This is a genomic window from Cryptosporangium sp. NPDC048952 (genome assembly GCF_043197895.1).
Taxonomy (GTDB): Bacteria; Actinomycetota; Actinomycetes; order Mycobacteriales; family Cryptosporangiaceae; genus Cryptosporangium.
The window spans coordinates 535,782-560,502 of sequence record NZ_JBICTY010000001.1; the positions used below are offsets into that span (position 1 = coordinate 535,782).

The following is a 24,721-nucleotide window of genomic DNA, read 5'->3' on the forward strand; positions in this document are numbered from 1 at the left end:
CTCCCTCATTCGGGGCGAGGCGTGCTCAGCACTCCGTCCTCGACAGCCCGGTCGCGCAGCTCGAGCTTCGTCCGAGCTGCGCGACCGGCCTGCTCGTACTTGTCGCGCACCCGGTCCAGGTAGCTCTTCGCGGTGCCCTGCTTGACGTTGAGCCGCCGGGCGACGCTCGACATCGTCAGCCCCGACGCGTACAGCCGCAGGGCCTCCCGCTCCTGACCGGACAGCTCCGGCACCCCGTAGGACCGGGCCCGCTGGATCAGCGCCGCGTGGCTCTGCGACACGTACCGTTCGCCCTGGGACGCCGCGGCCAGCGCCTGACGCATGTCACCGGCCTCCCGCGACTTCCGGACGTAGCTCAGCGCCCCCGCGCGGCCCGCCTCGTGCACGAAGCCGGCGTCGTCGATCGTGCTGCAGGTGACGACCGCGAACCCGGCGTCGATCAACGCCTGGACGTTCTCGGCGACCCGTCGGCCGTCCCGGAGCCGCAGGTCCATCAGCGCCACCGGGTTGATGCGCTGCGGTGGCTCCTCGGCGTAGGGACTGGGCCGCATCGACGGCACGCTCGCCCGGCCGATACCCGTGGGCCGGCTGACGCCGTTGTTGCGGTGGTGCCCGTTGTTGTAGCCGTTCTGTCCCGGCAGATACGCGTAGTTCGGTGGGGTCGCCGGGGGCGGGGTCGGGGTCGGTCTAGGCGTGGTGGAGAGCAGGTCGACGACGGACTTCGCGGTTGCGACGACCTGGACGTCGAGTCCGTCCGGGGCATCACCGGAGTTGGGATTGCCCTGGCAGAGCCAGGCTTCGATGCCGTGCAGCAGGATCTCGTCGTCGTCGACCACCGAGACTCGGATCACGCTGTGCTCCTCGTGTCCCATGTCACCTCCAGCCATGCGGTGTTTGTCATGTCCGGTTCGATGTCCACTCGAACCTGACGGTCGGGTACCAACTGATTACCGACGCCGACCGCCACGGACTGCAGCAGCGGCGCCGGGGTGCGCGTCGGAAAACAGAACGTGATCGCGATCTCCTCGGACGAGCCACGCACGGTGAGCGTCGCCTCGCCGGGCAGCGCTTCCGCGAGCATGCGATCCGTGAGTTGCGCGAACGTGCGTTGCCAGCCCGGCGAGGCGACGTCCAGGCCCTCGCCGAGATGCACGATCGGGACGATGTCGCGCTGGCGTGCGCTGCGCGTGACCGCGGCGACGGCGTCCAGCGTGGCGATCGGGGTGGTGAGGTCGTCGTGGTCGACCAGCGCGCGCACCTCGGCGGCGGCGAGTTCGCAGCGACGCCGGACGACCGGTGAGTCGGGGTTCGCCGAACCGTTGGAGAGCGCCCGCAGCAGCGGGAACAGGTCCCGGCTGAGTGCGGCGTCGCGCTGGACGCGGTCGGCGGTCACCGCGTTGCGCGTTGCGCGTGCGGCGTCCAGACGGAGCTGTTCGGCGAGAGCCCTTGCCGCGTCGGTCGCGTGCCGACGGAGCTCGAAGACGATCACCAGCGCACCGACCTGCGGAATACCGGCGCCGAAGACGACGCCCAGCGCGATCGCCACCGCGGTGCTCGAACCGTTCCACTCGATCGCGACAGCGACCAGCGTCGTGAGCGCGATCGTCAGCCAGGCGAGGTCGAACCACAGCGGACGGCGCAGCGCGAAGACCGAGAGGATCCAGCCGAGAACGCCGATCGGCCAGTTCGCGGGCGTCAGCAGGCCGTCGGCCGTGCAGTCGAGCAGTACCGCGAGCGCCGCGGCGACCGACAGTACGGTCATCCAGCCGGCGTGCCGGTCGATCCAGTCGGAGGGATGGCCCCGCTTGCCCTGGAGCGTGACCAGGTAGACCTGCACGAGCGTGATGACGAACAGGACGGACCAGCCGCCGAGCGCGACCCAGCCGGAGCGGTAGCCCGACCAGTTGGTGATCAGCAGCCCGAGGCTGAGTGCCTGCCAGAAGTGGCCGATCCAGGCGAGCGCGAGCAGCCCGTACTTCGTGTACCGGTCGGCGAGGATGCGCTCGTCGTCGCTGTCGGCGACGGGCGGGCCGGCAGCAGGAGCGCTGCTGATCGCTTGCGCAGGCTCGGCCGACGGGAGGACGCCGACGTGAGCGGCCTCCTCGGCGGACCAGCGCAGGGTCACGACAGTGCCGCGGCCGATCGCCGACTGCACGCTCGCGGCGCCGCCGACCGCCGACATCCGCCCGGTGAGCGACTTCTTCAACCCGAGACCGCCGGTGCGCGCGTTCGCCGGGTCGAACCCGCGCCCGCGGTCGTGGATCGTCAGCTCGAGCCACTGTTCACCGCCACGGGCGGCGATGCCGACCTCCGTGGTGCCCGCGTGCTTCTCGACGTTCGACAGTGCCTCCCGGCTCGCGGCGGCGAAGGCGGTGGTCACTTCGGCAGGCAGCGGGGCGGTGGGGGCGCCCTCGGCGACGTACACGCGCAGCCCCCGGTGCGCGGCCTGGCGGTGGACGACGTCGATCAGCTGGCGTCCGGTGCGGACCGGTTCGTCGCGCCGCGGATCGTGGGCGAGCGATTCCATGTCGTCGGTGCACCGGGCGCGGACGACGTCCGCCCGGCCTTCGAGTCCGCCGCGGGCGATCGCGGTCAGCGTCGTCAGGACGGTGTCGTGCAGCAGGAGACGGCGGACGCTGCGGTCGTGCAGGCGGGCGCTCTCCACCTGGTCGGTGCGGCGGGCGTTGTTGCGGACACTGATCGTGCCGCTCGCGTTCAGCGCCCCGAGCCGCACGAGCCGGACGAGCACGAGACCGATCGCCGCCAGCGCCAGCAGCACACCGGCCGCCTGCGCGGTGTCCGCGACGGGCCGGGCCAGACCGAAGGGTTCCCCGCTCCCGGCGTCCGTGCCCGCCAGCCGGGAACCGAGCAGGTAGGCGCCGACCTCGATCACCGCCACCAGCCAGACCAGCGACGCCTGGAGCCGCCAGGAAGCCAGCAGCACCGAGACACCGGCCCACCCGATGACCCAGCTCCCGGCCGCACCGACGAAGTCGTCGGGGACCAGCCGGACCATCGTCACCAGCAGCCCCGCCGACACCACGACGTCGCCGACGACCAGCGAGGCCGGGATCCGGCCCGTCCAACAGATCGCGGCGGCGCTCAGGCCCCACGCGAGCGCACCGACGACGAGCACGTGCTGCCAGATCGAGGGGGCTGCGACCGGGCCCGCGCCGTAGGCGACCGCCGGAAGGACGAAACACCAGGCGGCCCGTAGTACGGCACCCGATCGTGCGGCGACCGGGCCGAGGCCGACACGTCCGGACAGCAGCGACGACGACAAGCCTTCGGAATCTGCGGTTCCGTCGGACGGGTCGGCCCCCGGGAAATCGGGCGGCACGTGCTCCGGTCTCCCGCGTAACGCGGAGACCAATGTCAGCGGCATCCTGATGGTCCTTCGCTGTCGTCGGTCACCGAATTCGCCGTTTTTCCAGGCATAACACGCGACCGTGAACGGCGAAAACCCCCCATGTATCAGCTAGTCCCCAGCTGACAGCGAGATACGCGAATACACGGGGCAGGGTTTGGACGGACGCGGTTGGGGTCACTCCGGGGCTGGTTCGGTCGGTCGGCCAGGTTGTGGTCGGACACTGTGGATTCCCCGGAACCGGATTCCGCAATGACGTCGAGGCGAGTATGCCCCCAAATCGACTGCAGCGGGGGGCAGCCGGTTTGTGCAGGCCCTTTAGCCGGGACCGGCAAGCATGGCGGCCCGGACCGGGAGCGTCGCGGATTAAGACATCCCGAAGGGGCGCCTAAACCGACGGTCCGGATCTGCCGTACTCCGCATGCGCGCGGCACGATGACATCCGTTTAGATGTGCGTCGGCCGGTGTGGGTCAGCGCGGAGCGGTGGAGGCAGAAGCTTGGTCAGCAGGGCGTCGACCGACGAAGGCGTTCGGGCGTGACCGGCCAACGCTGGGAAGACGAGCCGATCGACGCCTGGGATCCGGCTGACACGGACTTCTTCGGTGCACCTCGCTCCAAGGGTGGCAACACCGGTGAGTTCCGGATCGTCGACGACAACCCCGACTCCGGCCGGGGCAAGCACCGTCGGCGCGCGTCCGCCTCCAGCGCCGTGACCGGCGTCGCGGGCGCGGTCGCGGCTCGCGCGGCAGTGGACCGCCAGGCCGTCGACCGGCCCACCGTCGACCGGCCCGCCGCGGATCAGCAGGCGGACGAGTGGCCGAGCATGGACCGGCAGCAGGCACCTCGACCGGACTACGCGCGGATGGACCGCGGTGACGGATTCGCGCCGGTGGTGTCGTCGTTCGAGACGGCGGACTTCCACAGCAGCGCCACCGCTGAAACGAAGCTGATCGCTCCGGCGGCCGAAGGCCGGTTCGCGGGGTTACGTCGGCTGCTGCGCCGGCGGTGGTTCGCCCCGAGCATGACCGGCGGGGTGGTGCTCTGCTCGGTCGCGTTCGTCACGGGCGTGACCCAGTTCGCCGGTGCCGCGTGCGCGGCGGTCCCCCCGGCCGGGGTGGAGCAGAGCGGAGAAGCGACGTTCTTCGACGGCGGCGTCGGCAACTGCTCGTACCCCTCGCTCCCGGCCGACGACCTGTACGTCGCGCTCGGCCCGTCCGAGTACTCCGACGCCGGGGCCTGCGGCGGGTACCTCGACGTCACCGGGCCCTCCGGCAGCGTCCGGGTGAAGGTCGTCGACCAGTGCCCGGAGTGCGAGGAAGGCCACATCGACCTGAGTCGGGAGGCGTTCGAGCAGATCGCCGACCCCGAGGCGGGCGTGGTTCCGGTCACGTACTCGGCGGTGACGAGCCCCGCGGTGGGCAAGCTCAGCGTCCGGGTGAAAGAGGGCTCTTCGGAGTTCTTCCTGTCGATCCTGATCGACAACCACGGAAATCCGTTGACGAACGTCGAGGTCAGCGGCGAACAGCTCGAGCGCACGACCGACAACCACTGGGTCGCCGACGGCGGCCTCGGCAACGGCCCGTTCTCGGTGAAGGTGACCGACAACGCGGGCCGCACGGCCACGATTCCGAACGTCACGCTCAGCCCGGGTAGCGTGCAACAGTCGACGGTGGCGCTCGGCGGCGGCAACGCCGTGAGTGCGCCGACGACGAAGGCGGCCGCTCCGTCGGCTCGGGCTTCGTCGTCGCGGGCGTCGGTGGCGGACGCTCCACTGGCGGCGGCCGCTCCACGGAAGTCCTCGGACAGTTCCTCCAGCGAGGACTCGTCCAGCAGTACCGAGCAGAACGAGACAGAAGCGGCAGTGACCCCGGACGCCGACGCGTCCGAGGAGATCGCTGCAAACCCAGCGCCGTCGTCGTCGGTCGCCGTACCACGTGCGACCGAGTCGGCAGCCGGATCAACGGGGCGGAACACATGTGGCTAGGCCCAGGGGGGCGACGGCGGTTGCTGCCACGACGGGGGCGGCGACGTCCACCGTTGGCACGACGCGGACCGATCGGCCCGAAACTCAGCCGTCCGCCGGCGGGACAGCCGCGCTCGTCGCGCTGAACGCCTGAATCTCGGCGGGGTGCGCCGGACAATGGCCGCATGGCTGTTGCCACGGTCACCGTCGACCTGACAGTCCGCGATCTCCTCCACGAGGATCTCGCGGGATGTGCTTGGACCGGGTCACCGACCCACCTGCGGTTCATTGCCGCTGCTCTCGGTCGGCGTTCCGCCGGCGTGGTCGACTACCTCGCGGTGTGCGGGCCCAGCGACTTACCGCTGGGCGTCGGCGGTATCGACTACGGGCGCAGCTCCGGCGCGGGCTGGCTGTGGCAGCTCGCCGTGCACCCGGCATTCCGCTCGTGCGGCATCGGCACGCTGCTGGTGCGATCGGCGGAGGAGCGCATCCTCCGCCGTGGACTCGACATCGCGGAGCTCGGTGTGGAGCCCGCCAACACGCGTGCCCAGCGGCTGTACGCGCGGCTGGGCTACCGCGTCGTGCCGGAGGACGGCCGCCGCAGCCACTGCGTGGTGATGCGGCGGCACCTTTGTTAGTCGACCTCGGCAGTTAGTCGACCTCGGCGACCTTCAGCAGCACGATCGAGACGTTGTCCTTGCCGCCGCCCTCGAACGCGGCGTGCAGCAGCGCGTTGACGCTGTCGATCGGGTCGGAGTGCGGGTTCGCGAGCGCGGCGGGGAGCGCCTCGGGCTCGCTGTAGTCGGTGAGACCGTCGCTGCAGAGCAGGAAGCGGTCACCGGGCACCACGCGGTGCACGGAGACGTGCGGGTGGATGATGCTCTCCTGACGGGTGCCGCCGAGCGTCTGCGTGACGATCGTCGTGAACCGACGGCCGGACGCGGGGTCCAGCGGCGGCGAGTCGTCGATCGACAGCTGGTCGAGCGACCCGTCGTCACCCACCCGGTAGCACCGGCTGTCGCCGACGTTCAGGCAGAACGCCCGGTCACCGTCGAGCACCAGGCCGACGATCGTCGTGCCCATCCCGTACCAGTCGGGGTTGTGGGCCATCTCGGCGAACACCGCGTCGCTGGCGCCCCGGACGGCGGACACGATCGACTCTTCGTCGTGCAGTTCGGGCGTGGCGTCGCTGAGCAGCGCCGCCGCGAGCCGACTGGCCCGGAAGCCCTCGACGTGGCCACCCAGCCCGTCGGCCACCAGGAACGACACCGGGCGACCGGTGTTCACTTCCAGGCGCACCGGCTCGTTCTCGAACGCGCCGGAGAGGAAGCCCGCGACCGCGAGACAGTCCTCGTTGCGGCCGCGGACCAGGCCGCGGTGTGTCACCGCGACTACGTCGACCCTGGTCACCGTGGACCTCCTCGTACCGGCTCTGTGGCGACAGGCTATGCCCCGCCAGCATCCTGTGCCGCTTTCCGCGCCGCGCGGGCGGAGAAAGCAGCGACGTCCTGGGCTCGGGGGCGATGCCCGTGCCCGGACCCGCGCTCACTGTGGACGCCGTTGACCGACGTCACCGCGCGGATGGTACCCACTCCGTGCCACCGCGTCCGGCGGTGGCCCCGTCGTGGCGCCCGTCAACCCTGTCGGAGTTCACCGGTGCACAACGACTCGTGCTGTGGAGAAGCGTGGTTTCGGGTGGTTTCGAGCGCATTCTCGATGCGTCCGTTTCTCCCGGAGGTGCATCGTGAACATCATTCGTATCGTGGCGCTGGCCGTCACCTTTCTGTTCATAACTGTTCCTGGTGCGAATGCGGCCGAGGCGCCGGTCACGTTCGGCGTCCGGTACTTCGCCGAGGGCGGCGGCCACCAGACGTACCTGGCTGCCCGCCAGGGCGGCGGGATGGCCGGTGAGGCCTGGTTGAATGCCAGCGACCACGACGGTCGGCCCGTGCGGGCCCTAGTGGTGTGTGACCGGCGCGACGACGGCATTCCGGTGAGTGCCCGAATACTGGTTCCCGACGGACGGGCGCTCGATTATTCGGCTCCGGCCGGAGCGCGGTGTTTCGAACGGCAACTCGGTTATCGGATCGCGCGCTGGCAATTGCTGTTCGGCTCCGAGTCGTCCGGCGCAGTGACGCCACCCCCGCTGGTGTGAGCCCAGCGGAACTCGATCCGGGCCACGCGGTCGGCCACGGCGTCCGGGTCCCAGTGCCCGCGGACGCCGGGCCGGTCGGCCAGGTATGCGGTGAGCGTCTCGGCGTCCCAGCCGTGTGCCTCGTGCAGGCCGCTGGCGATCATGCCCAGGTAGCGCGGTGCGGGCGGGGTCGGCTCGACGTCGGCGCAGGCCCACGGCGCGGTGAACGTCAGCATCGGGTGCCCGTCCAGCACGCCGGGGCAGACCAGCGTCTCGTACCGCCCCGGGCCGAGCCGGTAGCTGCCGGTCGCCAGCGCCTCGGCGAGATCCAGGTCGGCATCGGGGCGCCGGGCCATCTCCTGCGCCGCGATGTCGGCGAACTGGCCGGCGGTGAGCAGGTAGCCACGTCCGGCGGCGCGGCCGGGTAGGCGGGGGTCGTAGAACGCCATTCCGCCGGTCCAGGTGCGCGATTCCAGCGCGAAGTAGATGCCGCCGTCGAGGAACACCGGCTCGGTGCGGCGGGGCGGCCGGGGATCGCGGCAGCCCGGGTAGGTGCGGGCGGCGCCGGGTGGACGGCCGCCCGCGAGGTAGTAGCGCAGCCGGTCGGCGTGCATGTTCGAGCCGTAGGCCACGTACCAGACCAGGTCCGTCATGGTCCTCAGCGTGCCTGGGTACGCTGCGAGTCGTGACTGAGTCCGGACCCGCCGAGCCGACGCTGGATGCCCGGATCGACTCGTTCCTGCGGAGCTTCGCCCGCGTCAGGGGCCAGCGCAAGGGCCGGAAGCAGAAGGGCACAAAGAGCCTCCGGGTGCTGGTCTACTGGCCTGCCGAGCAGTGGGACGCGATGGCCGCACAGTGGCCGCAGTTCGTGCCGGAGTACGGCGACGACCACGACACGCACCGGCGGAACGTCGAGGACATGCTCCGGGCGCATTCCGAGGAGTCTTCTGCCTCGTTCGGGGTTGCTTCCCTGACCGTGGACGGGCTGGTCGAGTTCGCGCGAGGGCGGGAGCTCGACGCCGCGGCGTCCGAGACCAGGGCGGCGTACGCGGCTGAGCTCGGGCGGGTGGGCACTGTGACGTCGTGGCCGCCGGCGCCGGGGCAGAAGTGCTGGTGCGGGTCCGGGCGGGCGTACCGCGATTGCTGCGCCGTCAGGGACTGACCAACTGGGCTCTGCCTTCGCGCACCGTGTAGTTCAGGGTGGTCGTCACCACGAGCGGGGCGAGCACGCCGCTGCTGCCGTCGGACCCGGCCCAGGTGACCGCCCAGGTGACGCCGACCGTCACCCGGTACTGCGCAGCGGGTTGGGTGCCCGACGTGCGGCGGTAGGTGTGGCCGCAGTCGGGTGAGCCGGTCGCGCCGAGTCGTGGATCTTCCAGCGGGGTGCCTGCGGTGCGGCACACCACGGTGGTGCCGTCACCGGGGTGCCAGACCATGCGTACCGGGGCCGCGCTCACCACGGCTGACACCGTGCCCGCTGTGGCTCTGCGGAGGAGCGGGGTGCCGGTGGGGGGCCAGTGGGCCGGGTCGGTCCAGAGCCAGGTGGGTGTGTTGGTGAGGCCGCCGGTGCGGCCGTCGTCGAACGAAATCAGTGGTCGCAGGGACGGGGTGGGGAGCGGGATCGTGAGGCGGCTCCTGGCTTCGACGGCCAGCGCGGTGACGGTGTTGCCGCGCTGGGTGGGGCCACCGCCTGCGGCGCCCAGACAGGTGGCGCCGTAGGCGCTGTTGCGTTCGTGGCACGCGTCCCATGCCTCGGGGGCGTCGGCGGCGGTCGGCCGCCGGGGCTTCGACGGGGGCACCGAGCCCCGCCCGTCGTCCCGGACCCGGACGTCCACCGACCGCCGGTTGTCCCCGGTGACGGTCACGGGGGCGTCGTCTCCCCAGGCTGGGACAGTTGGGGCAGGAAACAGCACCAGAACCAGGGCTACGGCGAGGCATCGGCGGGTCAACACGTGGTGGCCGGGGGGTAGGTGACTGCGGAGATGCGCCAGATGCCGTCGGGGGCGTGGATCAGGTCGGCGCGGACGGGGTTCCGGGGCACGCCCCGGGTGACCGGATCGCCGGTGGCGGCGTTCGCAACGCCTGACCGGCTCGAATCGAGGCAGCCCGTTACCAGCGCGGACGTGCCGTTCACCCGGACGGTCTGGGCCACCGGGACGTCGGCGCCGTAGTTGCGCTGCCCGTTTGCGTCGAGCGCAGCCAGGCTCCGCACCAGGTGCGTGAGCTCCGGCTCCGCGGTGACCACCGCGAGGATCGTTCGCCGCCGCGAGGCAGGCGCCGCAGCCGCCGCAGGCAACACCTCGACCCAAAACCGCCGATACTGCGCCACCACCGCCTCCTCCGCCTCGGTCGAGGCGCAGGGGGACGCGCTGGGAGTGGCGTCGGGGCCTGCGCCGGGTGCCGCCGCCGTGGCACACGGGCCCTGCGGCCCCGTCGCCGCGGGGCCGGGGCGTGGCGCATCCGTCGCGCGGGGCGCATCCGTCGCGCGGGGCGATGAGGAGGCGGCTGGGGGTGGGAGGGAGCCGTAGGGCTCGGCGGTGCAGGCGGCGGACAGGGCTAGGAGGGATGCCGCTGCGAGTGCGCGCACCGTCCACATGCCTCCACGGTAGCGACGCGGCTACGTGGCGTGGCTAGATTTCCACAGGCCACTCGCGCAGCGTGGAATCGAACTGCGCGCGCACGAGGTCGACGAGCTTGTCGACCTCCTCCACCGGCCACTCGGCGGTCTCGATCGGCGCCAGCACCGCGACGTCCACGGTGCCCGGATGCACCAGCAACGAATCCCGCCACATCAGATCCCCGGCGTTCCGGATCACGATCGGCACGATCGGCACCCCCGCCTCGATCGCCAGGTGGAACCCGCCCTTCCGGAACCGCCCGAGCCGTGGCGTCGGCGAGCGCGTGCCCTCGGGAGCGATCGCGATCGACGTCCCGGCACGCAGCTTCGCCACCGCGGGCTCCAACGCGGCACGCCCACGCCCGGCGGTGCGGTCCACGTACGCGACGTCCAGCAGCGCACCGATCGCGGCGAACCGCGGATCCGACCGTGCCTCCCGTTTCACGACCGCGGTGACGTCCCGCCGGATCAGGCTGCCGAGGATGCCGAGGTCGAGGCTGCTCTGGTGGTTGAACATGAACACGGCCGGGCGCCGGGCCCAGAGGTTCTGCTCGCCGGTCACGTCGAGCCGTACCCCGGCCAGCGTCAGGGCCAGGTCGGGTCCGATCGACCCGGCCAGGTTCGCGGCTGTCGCCCGCGACCGGCTCAGCACTCCCACGGCGGTGCTGACGCCCACCGAGGTCAGCAACGCACTCAACGCGACGCCGGTCCGGACCAGCGACGTCGGGCTGAAGCGGCTGCCCGGCGGGTCGAGGCGCAGGATCGGCCACTCGTGCAGGAGGGCGGCGGCCGGTAGGTCACCGTCGGGGTTGAGGGCACACGGGTAGCCGGCGAGGGCGAGGAACGGCACGTCTTCCGCGCCGTTGGAGTAGGCGTAACTGTCCTGCAGGGAGACGTCGTGCCGGGTGGCGTAGCCCTCGACCGCGCGGGCTTTCGCGGGGCCCCAGAGCGAGCCACCGTCCAGTTCGCCGGTGAGCATCCCGTCGCGCACGCCGTGCCGGGTGCAGAGCACGTCGTCGAATTCGAGGTCGTTGGCCACCGGGCAGGCCTGGAACCAGGTCGCCGACGTGGCCATGACGAGTTGGTGCCCGGCTCGGCGGTGCGCCTCCACGAGGAGGCGCGCGCCGGGGTAGACGAGGCCGGCGATCTCCTGGCGGAACAGTCGCTCGCCCCACTCCTCGAGGTCCTCCTCCTGGCGTCCGGCCAGCGCGCCGACCGCGAACGCGGCGAGCGCGTCGAGGTCGGCGCCGCGCAGTCGCATGTCCAGCGCCAGGCCGAGCGTCTGGCCGAGTTCGCGCAGGCCGACGTCCCGCTTGCGGATCCGGTCGCGGTAGACCGACACCGCCGTGTAGCCGTCGATGAGCGTTCCGTCGAGGTCGAAGAACGCGCCGACGCTCGGCCCCTGCGGGCCGGCCGCGATCGCCGCCAGCCGCTCCGAGAGCTTCACGACTGCGAAACCCCCGGCCGCCGAGCACTCAACGTCACTACCGGAGCAACGTGCTCGGGCTCGGCGAGGGCCAGGGCGCGTACTCGGCGCACCCGGTGCACCCAGGCCCCGATCTCGTCGGCGAACTGCTGGCGCGCCTCGCGGACCTCGTCGCGGCCCGGATCGACCAGGTCCCGGTTCGCCGCCAGCTTCAGCGCCGTCGCGTACAGCTCCCCGGAGATCGACTCCGAACTCGCCAGCTGTTGCTGCATCCGCAGCTGCCGCGCCACGTCCAGGCACTCCCGCGTGAACGCCTTCGCCTCCACCGGTGTGCGCGGGTCCCGGGCGGCCAACCGCTGCGCGACCACCCAGTACGCCTCCAGGAACGGCTGCAGCACCCGGTGGGCCAGGTGCACCCGCAGCGACGCCAGCAACGTCGCCGCCCCGTCCGGATCGGCGATCCGCGACCGCCACGACGGGTCGATCAGCGCCAGCTCGCGGTGCACCTCCGACCGGAACGCCTCCTTGTCGCTGAAGAAGAACTCGAACTTCAGCAGGTCACGCAACTCCAGCGCCGCGTTCCACCCGTACTCGAGCACGTCGTCCGGCGACGCTTCGGACACGGCCTGCAACATCAACTCGGCCACCGCCCGCGCCACCAGGAAGTGGATCGTGTTGTTCCGGTAGAACGCGGCGACGAGATGCTGGTCGGGCCCGACCCGGTACACCGGCTCGGTGCCCTTGTCGTACCGCTCCACCACACCCGCATGAGCCAGGTCGTCCAGCGTGTGCTGCACGCCCCGGTCGTCCGAAAGTCCCAGCGATTCCCGGGACGCCAGCTCCCGCGACGAGAAGTACGCCACCAGCGGGTCGAGCACCGACGCCACCTCGGCGACTGTCAACGCCCGGTCCTCGATCCCGAGCAGCGCGAGCGTCACCAGCGACCGCGGCATCACCGGGCTGGCCTCGTTGATGCGGTGCGACACCTCGAACGCGGTCTTCTGCACCGCCAGCCGGGTGTCGGGCTCGTCGGCGAGCGCGTTCCGCAGCGAGACCGGCTCACCGAACCGCACCTGCACGACGCCACGCTGGCTGTCCTGCGCCCGGTTGAACCGCAGCAGCCAGGCGAAGCTCTCCGCCGGCTTGGCACCGCCGTGCGCCTCCTCGGCCATCAGCCCGACCTCGTACAGCTGGTCGTAGCTGAGCGACACCGGCACCAGGTACACGTCCTCGACGCCACTCGACCGGAACGCCTCGACGAGGTACGTCAGCAGCCCGTACCGCGGCGGACGAAGCTTCCCGGTGCGGGACCGGCCGCCCTCGATGTACCACTCCAGGTTGAAGCGCTTCGACAGCAGATAGCCCATGTACTCGCGGAGCACCCAGCGGTACACGGCGTCGTCGGCGATGCTGCGCCGGATGAACACGTAGCCACTGCGGCGCGTCAACGGCCCGACCGGCCAGAAGTCGATGTTGATGCCGCCCATCACGTGGTTGAGCGGCAGCCCGTGGGCCAGCAGAGCCGGCCGCAACACCAGCGGGTCGAGGTAGGAGCGGTGACTCGGCAGGAACACCAGCGGATACTTGCCTCCCAGCTCGCGCAGGGAATCGGCACCCCGGTCGTCGACGACGAGCCGGTACGCACGCGCGAAGTAGCGACCCAGGCGGTTCCAGGCGTCGATCGCCCGGCGGCTCTGCGCGGCCACCATCTGGTTCAGCGCGGCCAGCGCCCGCTGCTGCACTTCGTCGACGGACAGGTCCAGCTCGTCGGCCAGCCGCTCGATGCCGGCCCGGAACCGGGGAGACGCCGTGATCTCCTCCACGACGTACCGGGCGACCTTGTACTGGCTGCCGATCAGCGCGCGCTCGGCGCGGTCGAGGGCGAGCACGGCCTGACGCTCGACGAACCGGCCGAAGCGTTCCCGGCTACCCGACGACTCCCAGCGCGAACGCAGGTCGCCGACGGTAGCGGGTTTCGCGACCAGCACCTGGTAGCGGTCCGAGCCGCCGCGCATGATCAGGCGCTGGGCACCGGAGCGGGCCCGGCGGTTGCCCCGCCGCGCGAGTGCCGACCCCAGCCGGGAGAGCGGCTTCTCGTTCTCGTCCTCCGGGAGCCATACCACCCGCAACGGCTCGACGAGCAGGTCTTCGGCGTCGGTGAGGATCTCGTGGAGCCGGTCGTCGGCCAGGTCGACGACCATGCGGCCACCGTCGTCGTTCTGACCCTCGAACTGCGAGGTGAGCCAGGCAGCGATGATCTGCCGCTCCTGTGGGGTCTCGGACTGCACCAGGTACAACGTGTTCATTTCAACCCCAGCACTTCGTCCAGACCTTCGGAGAGGCAACGCAGGAACAGATCGGGCTCGGTCACCGCCGCGGTGTCGATCGTGATGCCGATGCAGCAGACGCCCGTGTGCGAGACGAGTGTCGACATCACACCGCACCCCGGGGCCGGCGCGAACGGGAACATCCGGTCGATCCGCGCCCCGGCCATGTACACGGGCACCGGAATGCCCGCCACGTTGCTGGCCTGGAGATCGATCAGCGACGTCTGCGCGAGGTACCAGCGCGCGACAGCTGCCACCGGCAGCCGCGACAGCGCGGGCGCCGCGAGCGACAGGATGTCCGCCGCGGGCTCGGCCCGGGCGTCCAGCACCAGCTCACGGATGCGTCGGATCCGTTCCGCCGGGTCCGCCACCCCGACCGGAGCCGCGAACCGGGCGACGCCGAACCGGTTGCCGCCCATCGAGTCCGCCGAGCTCCGCAGGCTGATCGGCATCCCGATCGGCAGCTTTTCCACCGGCGTGTCCAGCTCGGAGTGGTAGCGCCGGTACCCACCGAGCAGCGCGGCCAGGTACGCGTCGTTCAGCGACCCGCCGGCCGACTTCGCGGCGGCCCGCAGCGCGTCCACTGTCACTTCCAGCGTGCCGAACCGTCGGCCGAGACCCCGGGTGCGCAGCAACGGCGACGGCGGGCACGCGGGCGGAGTGGCCATCCGCAGCAGCGACTGGGTGAACTCGATCGCGCCCGCGGGGTTCCGCGCGAGCTGCAGCCCGGCCCGGACCGACGCCGTCACCGTGGCCGGCAACGTCCGCACCCGGTCGGTGAGCTGTTCCTGCAGTGCGCCCAGGCCGGTCAAGTGCTCGGGCGGCGGTGCCACGCCCGTCGGCTTGTGCGGCGTCGGCTCGCGTCGACGGCTGTGCAGCAGCGTGACCAGCTGCATGCCGCCCATGCCGTCGGTGATGCTGTGGTGGGTCTTGAGCAGATAGACGGCCCGCCCGTCGTCCAGACCCTCGATGAGCAGCGCTTCCCACGGCGGGCGGGCGCGGTCGAACGGCCGGTCGACGACCGTGCGGCACAGCTCCAGCGCCGCCTCGAACGTTCCCGGCGCGGCGAGGCGCACCCGGCGCAGGTGGTAGTCCAGCTCGAACTCCGGATCGACCGACCAGACCGGTTTGCCCAGCTGGAGCGGCGGGTCCACGACCCGCATCCGGAATCGGGGGACGACGTTCAGCGCCCACTCGTGGGCAGCGACGAGCCGCTCCCAGTCGGGGGTCGTGTCGAGTACGTCGACCGCGGCGATCGTGGACCGTAACCGCGGCTCGGCGGTTTCGAGCCGCCACATACCGGCCTCGAAATCCGACATCGTCCGGCTGGAACCCCAGCCGAGCGTGCCGTAGTCGACGTCGACCGCACTGGGCGGGAGTTGGAGCCCGGACACCGCACCTCCCGATCCACGACCGGCTATTTTGGCCGCGCGCGTCCCACTTTTCCCGCCCCGGATGTGGCGCGCAACACAGTTGGCGAGATCGGTGTTCGCTGGGGCCACGGATGCAGCTGGGCGCGGCGACTCGTCCGGAGGTCGACGGTGTCGGGGCAGGTGTTGCGGTGTGCCACCGCACCGGGTTCGCGGTAGGCGTCCGGGAACTCGTCGAGGATCTCTTCCAGCGCGGTCTCCAGCCACGTGACCGCAGCCGCCGACAGCCCCTGCCGGTGCCCGGCCCAGCGGATCCAGGCGGTCAGTACCGCCGGCATCGCGTTCTTCGCCGGTGCGTCCAGCAGGGCGTGATCCGGCACGTCGACCAGCAGCAGTTCGTCGAGAACACCCGGGCCGACCCTCGCCGGGGTGTCGGCGTGCACCAGCGCCCGGTCGATCAGCAGCCGCGCCCAGCGCTCGGCCAGGTCGCGGTCGGGCAGCTCGGCGGCCTGCGGGGCGTCGAGGAACTCCGCGACGAGCGCGTCCGGCGACACGATCCCGCCCAGCGTGCCGGTTTCGATGCTCGGCGGCAGCTGCCGGATGCGCGCCAGCGCCAGCGCCCGGTGCGGCGCGAACTCGTCGTTGACGCGCGGTTCGACCCTCGCGTCGGTCAGCGCGAACGCCCGCTGCAGACGGCGACGCGCCACCGCCGGCTCGATGGGTTCGAGGAACGCCACCGGCGTCGCGGCGAGTTCGTACTGCAGGTCGGCCAAGCTGTCGGCGACCGCCTGGGTGAAGAACACGTCCTTCGCGATGCCGCCGAGCGTGTGGTCGATCAGGACGAGCATCGCGTGCTCGGTCGAGCCCCGGCGGAACGCGCAGAGGATCGTCTCCTGGTCGCCGAACACGTCGCCGTAGTGCCAGCACTCCCCGGCGGAGAGGTCGTCGAGTCCCAGGCCCGGCCGCGGTTCCCCGAGGCGCTCGGCGGCCGACGAAGCCGCCCGACGCATCGTCGAGCTACCGGCCATCGTCCCCAGCACGGTCAGCGCCGCCATCGCCGCGCGCCGTTCGGTCGCCGGTCCTTCCGCCGCCGCGATCCAGGCGTCCACAAACGTCTCTTCGGCCGCGGGATCACCGTCGGTCGCCGCCCAGACCGCACCGAGCACGTCGGAGCACCAAAGCTCGGCCTGGATCGGATCGTTCTGCTCGACCAGGTCGGCGGCCTGCTGGAACAGCAGCCGGACCAGGTTCTCCGGCAACGCGTCGGCCGGGTGGGCCGGTGCCGATTCGGTCGGGGGAGTGGCCAGGGAGAGGTGTGACGACTTCCGTCGGCTACTCCGTTGGCTCATGAGCCTGGATCCTTCCACCGATTCGCGCGGTGCGACGACGACGCCCCGGTATCAATTGATAATCCCGGTTTTATCCGAGATTTCGGGACGCCAGTGATACAGAGGCGTATCAGGGAAGAATTGAGCTAGGTGAGCCCCACCAGGACACTCGGAGCACGTCGCTGGCCCGGGTCGCGGCGACGAACAGCACCGAGCGTTCCTGCTGCAGATCCAGTGCGTACGCCACCGGATCGTCGTCCTCTCCGGTCAGCGCCGACGAGTCCGGCACGGTTCCGTCGTTGACGCCGATCAGCGCCACCCGGCGGAACTCCAGGCCCTTCAGGCCGTGCATGGTGCCGACTGTGACGTCGGGAAGACCCAACGCAGAGGCCGCACTGCGCGCGATCGACGGCGTCCGCGCGGCGACACCGATCTCCGACCACTCGACCCCGTCCGTGTGCCAGTCCCGCACCGTCGCGACCAGACCGTCGAGCTCCGCCGCGGCGTTCGGATACCCCACGACCTCGGGTGCGGCGCCGTGCCGCACCGAGCGGTAGCCACGCATCGAGTCGATGCCGCCGTCGAGGTCGTCCGAGTCGGCCTCGGAGAGCACCCGCATCGCCCAGTCCAGGATCTCCGCGGTAGTGCGGTAGTTCACCATTAGCCGCGTCGACCGCCCGCCGACGTCCACCCCGAGCCCGTCGAGCCGCACCCGGTACCCGTGGATGCGCTGGTGCGGGTCCCCGGTCAGGAACAGGTCGTCCGGTCCGGGCGCGACCGCCGCCCGCAACAACCGCCACTGCGCCGGGTGCAGGTCCTGCACTTCGTCCGCCACCACATGGGCGAAATGCTTCTCTGGTTGCTCTTCGAGCAGCGCAGCGGCCCGGTCGGCGACGGTGAGCGGAGTCCACACGCCGGTGGCGAGCAGCACCCGGTTCGCTTCGGCCAGCGCGGGCCAGAGCTGCTGTTTCTGACCGGTGCTCAGGCGCCGGCCGCGGCCCCGGCGGTCGGCCGCGAGGTAGCCGTCCAGGTCGGCGACACCGTGCGCGAACACGACGCTCTCCCACTCCCGGCGGACGAACTGGGGTCCGTACTGGCCGCCGGTGCGCCGCGACACGTCCGCCCAGAGCCGGGTGTACTCGTCGTCGGTGAGCAGGCGCAGGTCGCCGTAGTGCTCGCTGACCAGCTCGGACGCGAACTGCTGGATGCTCGTGACCCGGACGGCGACGCGGTGCCGTTCGTCGAGGATCTGGGCCAGATCGCGCTCGGCGGCCAGGCTCAACTCGTCGGAAAAAGAAACGAACAGCACCGACGACGACGGGTCGCGGAGCACCAGGTGGCGGACGCGGTGAAGGGCGGTAACGGTTTTGCCGGTGCCGGGACCACCGAACAGCGTGGCCGGTCCGGCGAAGCTGGGCCGGTAGGCAACGGCCTCCTGCTCCGGGTGCAGGAACGCGCGCTGACGCGAGGGTGCGATCGCGATCAGCGCGTCGACGTCGTCGACCAGGGCGATGCGGCCCTGGGAGCGGCGGATCGCGGCGGCCAGGTCGCCGCTGTCGAACTCCTGCTCGGCCGCGGTCGGGGGGAGGCCGTCGCCGAGCAGGTGCAGGGTCGCGTACTGGGCCTCGGGGAGGATGCCCGCGAGGTCGCGCAGCTGGTCGAGCGTGCGGATCGTGCGGGCGACGGCGAGGACGTCCTGGCTGATGCCGGCGCGTCGCAGTTGCTCGTCGGTGAGCCGGGCGAACAGCAGGGACGGGGCCTCGTCGGCGGCCTTGCGCAGGTCGGGCAGGAGCCGCTCGAGCGCGTCGACGTCGGTGATCTCCAACACCCCGGAAGCAGCGTTCACCGACAGTGCGTGCGATTTAGCCCAGGCCTCGGCGTCCGGCCGCACCCCCAGCAGCAGCCGAACATCGCCCGGTGCCGCGACCGTCGCGGCGAGTCGATCGGTGAGTCGGGTCGTACTGATGTCGCTGCCGGGAACCGGCGTGAGTGGGGTGTCCGCGATGTCGGTCAGCGCGGTGCGGACCTGGGCGCGTTCGTCCGGGTCGAGTCGGCCGAACTCGCCCAGGAACTCGACGTGTAAGGCCAGCTGTGCCACGAGTTGCCTCCATCCGCTCCCTCTGTGCCCAGTCTGATAGACCAGGGGTGCCAGGCGAACACCCGGGGGAGACGATGGCGAGATTGAGCACGATCCTCGACCAGATCGATGCGGGGTCGATGCTCCTGCCGGAGTTCCAGCGTGGGTACGTGTGGAACCGGGACCAGGTCCGCGGGTTCATGCGGTCGCTGTACCTGGGGTATCCGGTGGGATCGCTGCTGGTGTGGGAGACCGACACCACCGACAAGGCCGTGCGCGGCGGCCCCGGGGGCGGGGTCCGGCAGCTGCTGCTCGACGGACAGCAGCGGGTCACCTCGCTGTACGGCGTCACACGCGGACGCCCGCCCGCGTTTTTCGAGGGCGACCCCGCGGCGTTCACCGGCTTACGCTTCAACGTCTCCGAGGAGTCGTTCGAGTTCTACGCCCCGGTGAAGATGAAAGACGACCCGCTCTGGATCGACGTCACCGAGCTGTTCGTCCACGGCGCGGAACGCCAGATCGAGCGACTCGCCACGGACGCGAAGAACTGGCAGCACGTCGGCAAGTTGATGAAGCTGCAGAACCTGCTCGAGAAGGACTTCCACGCCGAGCAGATCACCGGGCCCGACAAGACCACCGATGTCGTCGTCGAGATCTTCAACCGGGTCAACTCGGGCGGAACCAAGCTCTCCAAGGGCGACCTGGCGCTGGCCAAGATCTGCGCCGAGTGGTCGGGCGCGCGGCCCACGATGCGCTCCTACCTGCAGCGCTGGAACAACGAGGGGTACGACTTCAGCCTCGACTGGCTGCTGCGCAACGTGAACGCGGTCGCGACCGGCCGGGCGCCGTTCTCCGCGCTCGACGCCGTCTCGGCCGACGAGTTCGAGCAGGCGCTGACCGGCGCCGCCGACCACATCAACCTGGTGCTCGACGAGGTCGCGTCGCGGCTCGGTCTCGACCACGCCCGGGTGCTGCCCGGCCGCCCGGCCATCGCGGTGCTGTCCCGCCTGCTGTCGGAGAACGGTGGTGAGTTCACCGATCCGCTGCAGCGCGACAAGGCGCTGTACTGGTACGTGCACGCGGCGCTGTCCGGCCGGTTCGCGGGATCCACCGAGACGTACCTGAACCAGGACCTGGCGACGATCTCCGGGCCGCGCGGTATCGACGACCTGATCGGACGGCTCCGGCGCTGGCGCCGGTCGCTGGTGATCAAGCCCGACGACCTGCAGGGCGCCGGCAAGGGCGCGCGGTACTACCCGCTGGTCTACCTGGTGGGCCGGATGCTGGGTGCGCGTGACTTCGCGAGCGGCGAGAAGGTCGGTGACTTCCTGGTCCAGCCGCTGTTCGGCAAGTCACTGCTGTCCCGCGCCGGGTACCGACCGGCGGAGATCAACGCGATCGCGAACTTCGTGCTGGTGACGCCGGAGTCGGCGGCCGAGGTGGCGCGGCGGCGGCCCGAGGACTACCTGGGTGGCGCCGAGGAGATGTTCCCCGGGCTGCTTGCCTCCCAGTGCCTGCCCTCCGATCCCGATCTCTGGCGGGTCGAGCGGTACCGCGACTTCCTGGCGGCACGGCGGAAACTGCTGGCCGCCGCCGCGAACGAGATTCTCGACGGCCTGCTCGCCGGCGACCGGGTCGACGCGCCGCGGCTGCCGCGGGTCGCGGTGCGTGCCGGGGGCGACGACGAGATCGACATCCGCGCCGAGGAAGTGGGTGCGCTGGTCGAGGAGCTGCTCGGGCTCGGGCTGGCCGCCCCGGAGCGGGACGCCGAGATCCCAGACCCGGAGACCGGTCGGGCGCTGTCGGTCGCCGAGGCGGTCTGGCCCGACGGTCTGCAGCCGGGCCAGGGCGCGCCGGTCGTGCTGGAACTCGACCCCGACGAGGCCGACCTGCCGCGGATGGCGGAGCTCGGTTACGAGGTCTTCACCTCGGTCGAGGCGCTGCGGGGGTACGCGCTGCGGCGTCGCCGGGAGGCGGCCGGAAGCGCGCACGAGGCGCCGGTCCTCACCGGGAGCCCGGATGAGGCGCCCGCCTTCACCGGGAGCTTCGACGAGGCGCCGGTTTCGCCCGCGGTCGGCCGCGTGCCGGCAGCACCGCCGGCGGTGGCCGCCGACCCCGAGCACGAGTTCCACCAGGCGATGACCCGGATCTACCAGCAAGCCCGCGACGAGACCGGCTACAACGCCACCTACCTGCTGTCGATGCTCGCGGAAGACGGTGGCGTCGAGACCGCGAAGCGCCTGCTGGCCTCCGCGACCGTGAGCACCGGGTTCACCGCGCTGTGGAACAAGCAGCGCCTCGACCTGACGGTCGAGGCGCTGGTCCTGGATCAGAAGTTCGCGGGCCTGTTCACGCCGGACGAGCTGGACGTCGCCCGCGGGCGGCTGGCTCAGTTCGACTACGCGTGACGGCGCGGCCAGCCGAGGTGGACGGCGAGGGCGGGCACGAGTAGCGAACGCACGACGAACGCGTCGATCAGCACCCCGACCGCCACGATCACGCCGATCTGGATCGACGGCGTGAGCGGCAGCACGCACAGCGCCGAGAACGTCGCGGCGAGCACGACACCGGCGCTGGTGATCACGTTCCCGGTGCTCACCAGCGCCCTGGTCACCGAGCCCTCCTCCCGGGCACGCGTCATCAGGAAGATCGTGTAGTCGACGCCGAGCGCGACGAGGAACAGGAACGTCGAGAGCACGACGCTGTACTCCAGGTGCGGGTAGCCGAGCAGGTGCAGGATCCCCGCGGCCGCACCCAGCGCCGCCGCGTACGACAGCACGACGCTGCCGATCAGCAGCAGCGGCGCCACGACCGCGCGCAGCAGCACGACCAGGACCAGGAACACCACGCCGAGAATCGTCGGCATCAGCACGCGGTGGTCACGGTCGACGGTGCGCTCGGTGTCGAGTTGGCCGGCGGTCTGGCCGCCGACCAGCGCTCCGGAGTCGTCGACCGCGTCGCGGAGGCGGTCGATCGTGTCCTCGGCGGCCCTGCTGTCGGGCGGATCGGTGAGCGTCGCGGAGATCAGCGCGGTGCCCTGCGAGATCTGCGGGGTGCCCACCTCGGCGACGCCCTCGACGTTCCGCGCGGCGGCAACGGCCGCCGGCGCACCGTCGGCCGCCACGACGATGTCGGCCGGTGTGGACGTGCCCGCGGCGTAGTGCTGTTCGACCAGGCGCTGGCCGGTCACCGAGCCGACCTCGCTGGTGAACGCCTCGTCCGACGGCATACCGAGGCTCAGTGTCGTCGCTCCGATCGCCAGCCCCGCCAGGATCACGGCCGTAGCGGCCCAGATCCGGCGCGGTGCACGCCCGACGAAGCGCGCCACCGCACTCCAGACCCGCGGGTCGCGCTGCGCCGACTCCCCGACGCGCGGCACGAACGGCCAGAACAGCCACCGCCCGCAGACGACGAGCAGCGCCGGGAGCAGCGTCACCATCGCGGTGAACGCGGCGACGATTCCCAGCGCCGCGACCGGCCCCAGGCCCCGGGTGCCGTTCAGGTCCGCGAACAGCAGGCAGAGCAGCGCGAGTGCGACGGTGGCCGCCGACGCGAGGATCGCCGGGAACGACCGCCGGAGCGCGATCGCCATCGCGCGGTGCCGGTCCTCGTGGCGTCGCAGTTCCTCCCGGTAGCGGGAGATCAGCAGCAGCGCGTAGTCGGTGCCGGCGCCGAACACCAGGATCGTCAGGACGGTCTGCGCCTGCAGGTCGACGGCCAGCCCGGCGTTCTTGGCCAGCAGGTAGACGACAGCGCTCGCGAGTTGGCTCGCGATGCCGACGGTGAGCAGGGGGATCACCCAGAGCACCGGGCTGCGGTAGGTCACCAGCAGGAGGATCGCGACGACGCCTGCGGTGACGAGGACGAGGAGGAGGTCCATGCCCTCGAAGGCGTCGAAGATGTCGCCGTCGGCGCCGGCCGAGCCGGTGAGTGCGGTGTTCAGGTGCTGGGGCTTGCCGGTGCCGAGGGCGTCGCGGATGTCCGAGGTGGACTCCGATTGCGTGTCGGAGTCGCCGGACAGGGGGAACGACAGCAGGAGCGCCTTGCCGTCCTGGCTGGGCACGGGGGGCGGAACGGCGCGATCGATCGCGTACCGCGCGAACGAGGTCCGGTCGGCTTCCACCGCTGCGCGGTCGGCGTCGGTGATCCCGCCGTCCCGGGTGTAGATCGCGACCGCCACCAGCGCGTCCGCGTTCGGGAACGCGGCCTCGACGCGCTGCTGCGCCTGATAGGCCTCCGACGAGTGCGGCGCCGACGTCAGCGAGGAGTTGTCCTGGACGCTGGTCAGGCCGATCGCCAGCGGGGTGGTGACACCGGCGATCACCAGCCAGACGACCAGGACCAGGTACTTCGCGCGCGGCCCGACGAGCCGGCGCCAGCCCGGTGGGTCGGGCTCGGACGAGAGCGTGGTTTCCGATTCCTCGAGTTGAGTTGTCATACGCGCAGCGTCGAGCGCGATGCGCACCGCCGACGCACGAGCCACTGACGGGCGCCCCCGCCCAACCGTCAGCGCCGCGCGCGGCGCCCGACTCCGCGGCGCCGGAGGCACAGCGGCGCCGGAGGCGCTCCGCTGAGGGAGCGCCACCGGCGTTGGCGATCGGTGGGGTCAGGGCACGTCGGTGCAGTCGACCCGGTCCGAGGACAGGCGGCCGGTGGTGAGGAAGTCGACGGTGGCGCGGTCGGCGCACTTCGAGCCCGCGTTGTAGACGTAGTGCCCACCGTTGTCGACACCCACGAACTGGGCGCGCTGCCCGAGCGCCTTCTTCAGGCCCAGGCCGCCCTCCCACGGGGTGGCGTTGTCGCGGCGGTTCTGCAGGATCAGCACGTTGCGCGGCCCGTCGTCGGTGACCTCGATCGGGTCCTCGATCGGCGAGTCCTTCCAGAACGCGCACGGCCAGACGTTCGCCGGCATACCCCCGGTCAGCGGGAAGGCCTTGCGGTCCGCTGCCGTCTTCGCCGCGTACTCGTCGACGTCGTCGGACCATTCCGCGTCACCGCAGGTGAGCGCCAACGCCATCGTGGCCTGGTTGTCCGCGGGCACACCGGGCGCAGCCGGCTGCGGAGCGGAGACCTGCTGGAGAACCTTCGCGTCCGCCGCGGTCAGCGCGCCGTCGGCCAGGTGCTGGGCGGCAACCCAGACCTGGGGCACCAGCGGCAGTGTCTCGTTGTGCAGCAGCAGCCCGTACGTGAGGCTGCGGACGATTGCGCCGGTCACCGCGATCTGCGTGCCGGGAACCTTCGCCGGCTTGCGGTCGAGCCGGTCGACGAGCGCGAGATAGGTCTTGGCCGCTCCCGGGGCCAGATCGGCGAACCGGTCCTGCATTCCCTTGCCCCAGAGCGAATACTGCTCGGCCCACACCTTGGTGGGGTCGACGTTGCCTTCCAGGATCACCCGGTCGGTGTGGCCGGCGAACAGCGAGGCGTACACCGCGCCGAGATAGGTGCCGTAGGACTGACCCCAGTAGGAGATCTTCTTCTCGCCGAGCGCCTTCCGGACCTGGTCCAGGTCCCGCGCCGTGTTGGCGGTCGTGAAGTACTTCAAGTTCTTCCCCGACGCCGAAGAGGCGCACTTCGCGGCCACGGAACGAGCCAGTTCGACGTTCTTGGTGATCGAGCCGTCCGCAGCGGGGTAGGGAAACATGCTGGTCAGGTTCGGGTCGGCGAGACCGCAGCTCTGCGGGGTGCTGTGGCCGACGCCGCGCGGGTCGAAGCCCACCAGGTCGTAGCTCTCCAGCACCGACGTCGGCAGCGTGGGCGCGATCTGGCCCGGCAGGTCGAGCCCCGCCAACGCGGGCCCGCCGGGGTTCAGCACCAGGACACCGCGCCGCTTGCCCGGCTTCGCGGTGGAGATCCGGGAGATCGAGACGTCGATCTTCGTGCCGTCCGCGTCGTCGTAGTTCAGCGGGACCTTCACCGTCGCGCACTGCTGACGCCCGTCCCGGGCCGGCTCGCCCTCGGCTTGCGTCGGGCACGCGCCCCAGGCGACGGTCTTCGTCTCGGCGGCCTGGCTCGCGGTGGTCCCGAACGCGGCCATCGCTCCGCAACTCAGCGTTGCCAGCGCGAGAGCGGCCGTGATCCGCCTGCCCGTCGTCGTCGCCATCGTCGTCTCCT

General features: G+C 71.3%; 18 protein-coding genes. 5 read left to right on the plus strand and 13 right to left on the minus strand.

The features are described from left to right. Nucleotides 1-5: 5 nt before the first annotated feature. Nucleotides 6-851, minus strand: a complete 846-nt coding sequence (locus tag ACGFY5_RS02525; protein WP_392716497.1) for a LuxR C-terminal-related transcriptional regulator — start codon at nt 849-851, stop codon at nt 6-8. Continuing rightward, the gene (locus tag ACGFY5_RS02530) at nt 848-3,385 is read right to left on the minus strand and encodes a sensor histidine kinase (RefSeq protein WP_392716499.1); all 2,538 of its coding nucleotides are present in this window, start codon (nt 3,383-3,385) and stop codon (nt 848-850) included. The genes ACGFY5_RS02525 and ACGFY5_RS02530 overlap by 4 nt, the downstream gene beginning before the upstream one ends. Nucleotides 3,386-3,903: 518 nt before the next feature. Here ACGFY5_RS02530 and ACGFY5_RS02535 point away from each other — a divergent pair. Next, a complete protein-coding gene (locus ACGFY5_RS02535; protein WP_392716501.1) occupies nt 3,904-5,352 on the plus strand; it encodes an expansin EXLX1 family cellulose-binding protein in 1,449 nt (482 codons plus the stop codon). Nucleotides 5,353-5,516: 164 nt separating this feature from the next. Further along, nucleotides 5,517-5,969: a GNAT family N-acetyltransferase gene (locus tag ACGFY5_RS02540; RefSeq protein WP_392716503.1), complete on the plus strand. Its 453-nt coding sequence runs from the start codon at nt 5,517-5,519 to the stop codon at nt 5,967-5,969. A gap of 13 nt (nt 5,970-5,982) precedes the next feature. Here ACGFY5_RS02540 and ACGFY5_RS02545 read toward each other — a convergent pair whose 3' ends face one another. Beyond that, nucleotides 5,983-6,741, minus strand: coding sequence for a PP2C family protein-serine/threonine phosphatase (locus tag ACGFY5_RS02545; protein WP_392716505.1), 759 nt, complete (start codon nt 6,739-6,741; stop codon nt 5,983-5,985). A gap of 334 nt (nt 6,742-7,075) precedes the next feature. Between ACGFY5_RS02545 and ACGFY5_RS02550 the strand changes: the two genes are divergently transcribed. Beyond that, nucleotides 7,076-7,486, plus strand: coding sequence for a hypothetical protein (locus ACGFY5_RS02550; protein ID WP_392716507.1), 411 nt, complete (start codon nt 7,076-7,078; stop codon nt 7,484-7,486). On the opposite strand, the gene ACGFY5_RS02555 is transcribed toward ACGFY5_RS02550, so the two are convergent. After that, the gene (locus ACGFY5_RS02555; protein WP_392716509.1) at nt 7,411-8,118 is read right to left on the minus strand and encodes a histone deacetylase; all 708 of its coding nucleotides are present in this window, start codon (nt 8,116-8,118) and stop codon (nt 7,411-7,413) included. The two genes, ACGFY5_RS02550 and ACGFY5_RS02555, sit on opposite strands and share 76 nt — an antisense overlap. Nucleotides 8,119-8,150: 32 nt before the next feature. On the opposite strand from ACGFY5_RS02555, the gene ACGFY5_RS02560 reads away from it, so the two are divergent. Continuing rightward, the gene (locus ACGFY5_RS02560) at nt 8,151-8,627 is read left to right on the plus strand and encodes an SEC-C domain-containing protein (protein ID WP_392716511.1); all 477 of its coding nucleotides are present in this window, start codon (nt 8,151-8,153) and stop codon (nt 8,625-8,627) included. On the opposite strand, the gene ACGFY5_RS02565 is transcribed toward ACGFY5_RS02560, so the two are convergent. The 7 genes from ACGFY5_RS02565 to ACGFY5_RS02595 form a co-directional block, all read right to left on the minus strand. Further along, a complete protein-coding gene (locus ACGFY5_RS02565; RefSeq protein WP_392716513.1) occupies nt 8,617-9,330 on the minus strand; it encodes a hypothetical protein in 714 nt (237 codons plus the stop codon). The two genes, ACGFY5_RS02560 and ACGFY5_RS02565, sit on opposite strands and share 11 nt — an antisense overlap. Before the next feature lie 80 nt (nt 9,331-9,410). After that, nucleotides 9,411-9,794 (minus strand): hypothetical protein, encoded by a 384-nt coding sequence (locus ACGFY5_RS02570; RefSeq protein ID WP_392716515.1) that lies wholly within the window; start codon nt 9,792-9,794, stop codon nt 9,411-9,413. Nucleotides 9,795-10,095: 301 nt separating this feature from the next. Next, nucleotides 10,096-11,529 (minus strand): HAD-IB family hydrolase, encoded by a 1,434-nt coding sequence (locus ACGFY5_RS02575; protein WP_392716517.1) that lies wholly within the window; start codon nt 11,527-11,529, stop codon nt 10,096-10,098. Further along, nucleotides 11,526-13,814: a glycerol-3-phosphate 1-O-acyltransferase gene (locus tag ACGFY5_RS02580; protein WP_392716519.1), complete on the minus strand. Its 2,289-nt coding sequence runs from the start codon at nt 13,812-13,814 to the stop codon at nt 11,526-11,528. The genes ACGFY5_RS02575 and ACGFY5_RS02580 overlap by 4 nt, the downstream gene beginning before the upstream one ends. Continuing rightward, entirely contained in the window at nt 13,811-15,229 is a 1,419-nt protein-coding gene (locus ACGFY5_RS02585) for a wax ester/triacylglycerol synthase domain-containing protein (protein WP_392716521.1), read from the minus strand. Before ACGFY5_RS02585 ends, ACGFY5_RS02580 begins: the two co-directional genes overlap by 4 nt. A 23-nt stretch (nt 15,230-15,252) precedes the next feature. Next, complete coding sequence (locus ACGFY5_RS02590; protein ID WP_392716523.1) at nt 15,253-16,554, minus strand: hypothetical protein; 1,302 nt, start codon at nt 16,552-16,554, stop codon at nt 15,253-15,255. Nucleotides 16,555-16,663: 109 nt separating this feature from the next. Then, the gene (locus ACGFY5_RS02595; RefSeq protein WP_392716525.1) at nt 16,664-18,631 is read right to left on the minus strand and encodes a UvrD-helicase domain-containing protein; all 1,968 of its coding nucleotides are present in this window, start codon (nt 18,629-18,631) and stop codon (nt 16,664-16,666) included. Nucleotides 18,632-18,705: 74 nt separating this feature from the next. Between ACGFY5_RS02595 and ACGFY5_RS02600 the strand changes: the two genes are divergently transcribed. Further along, nucleotides 18,706-21,018 carry a DUF262 domain-containing protein gene (locus ACGFY5_RS02600; RefSeq protein WP_392716527.1) on the plus strand — a complete coding sequence of 771 codons (2,313 nt, stop codon included), beginning with the start codon at nt 18,706-18,708 and terminating at the stop codon, nt 21,016-21,018. Here ACGFY5_RS02600 and ACGFY5_RS02605 read toward each other — a convergent pair. Then, the gene (locus ACGFY5_RS02605) at nt 21,009-23,048 is read right to left on the minus strand and encodes an MMPL family transporter (protein WP_392716529.1); all 2,040 of its coding nucleotides are present in this window, start codon (nt 23,046-23,048) and stop codon (nt 21,009-21,011) included. The genes ACGFY5_RS02600 and ACGFY5_RS02605 overlap by 10 nt on opposite strands. 168 nt (nt 23,049-23,216) lie before the next feature. Further along, nucleotides 23,217-24,710: an alpha/beta hydrolase gene (locus tag ACGFY5_RS02610; RefSeq protein WP_392716531.1), complete on the minus strand. Its 1,494-nt coding sequence runs from the start codon at nt 24,708-24,710 to the stop codon at nt 23,217-23,219. Nucleotides 24,711-24,721 lie beyond the last annotated feature (11 nt).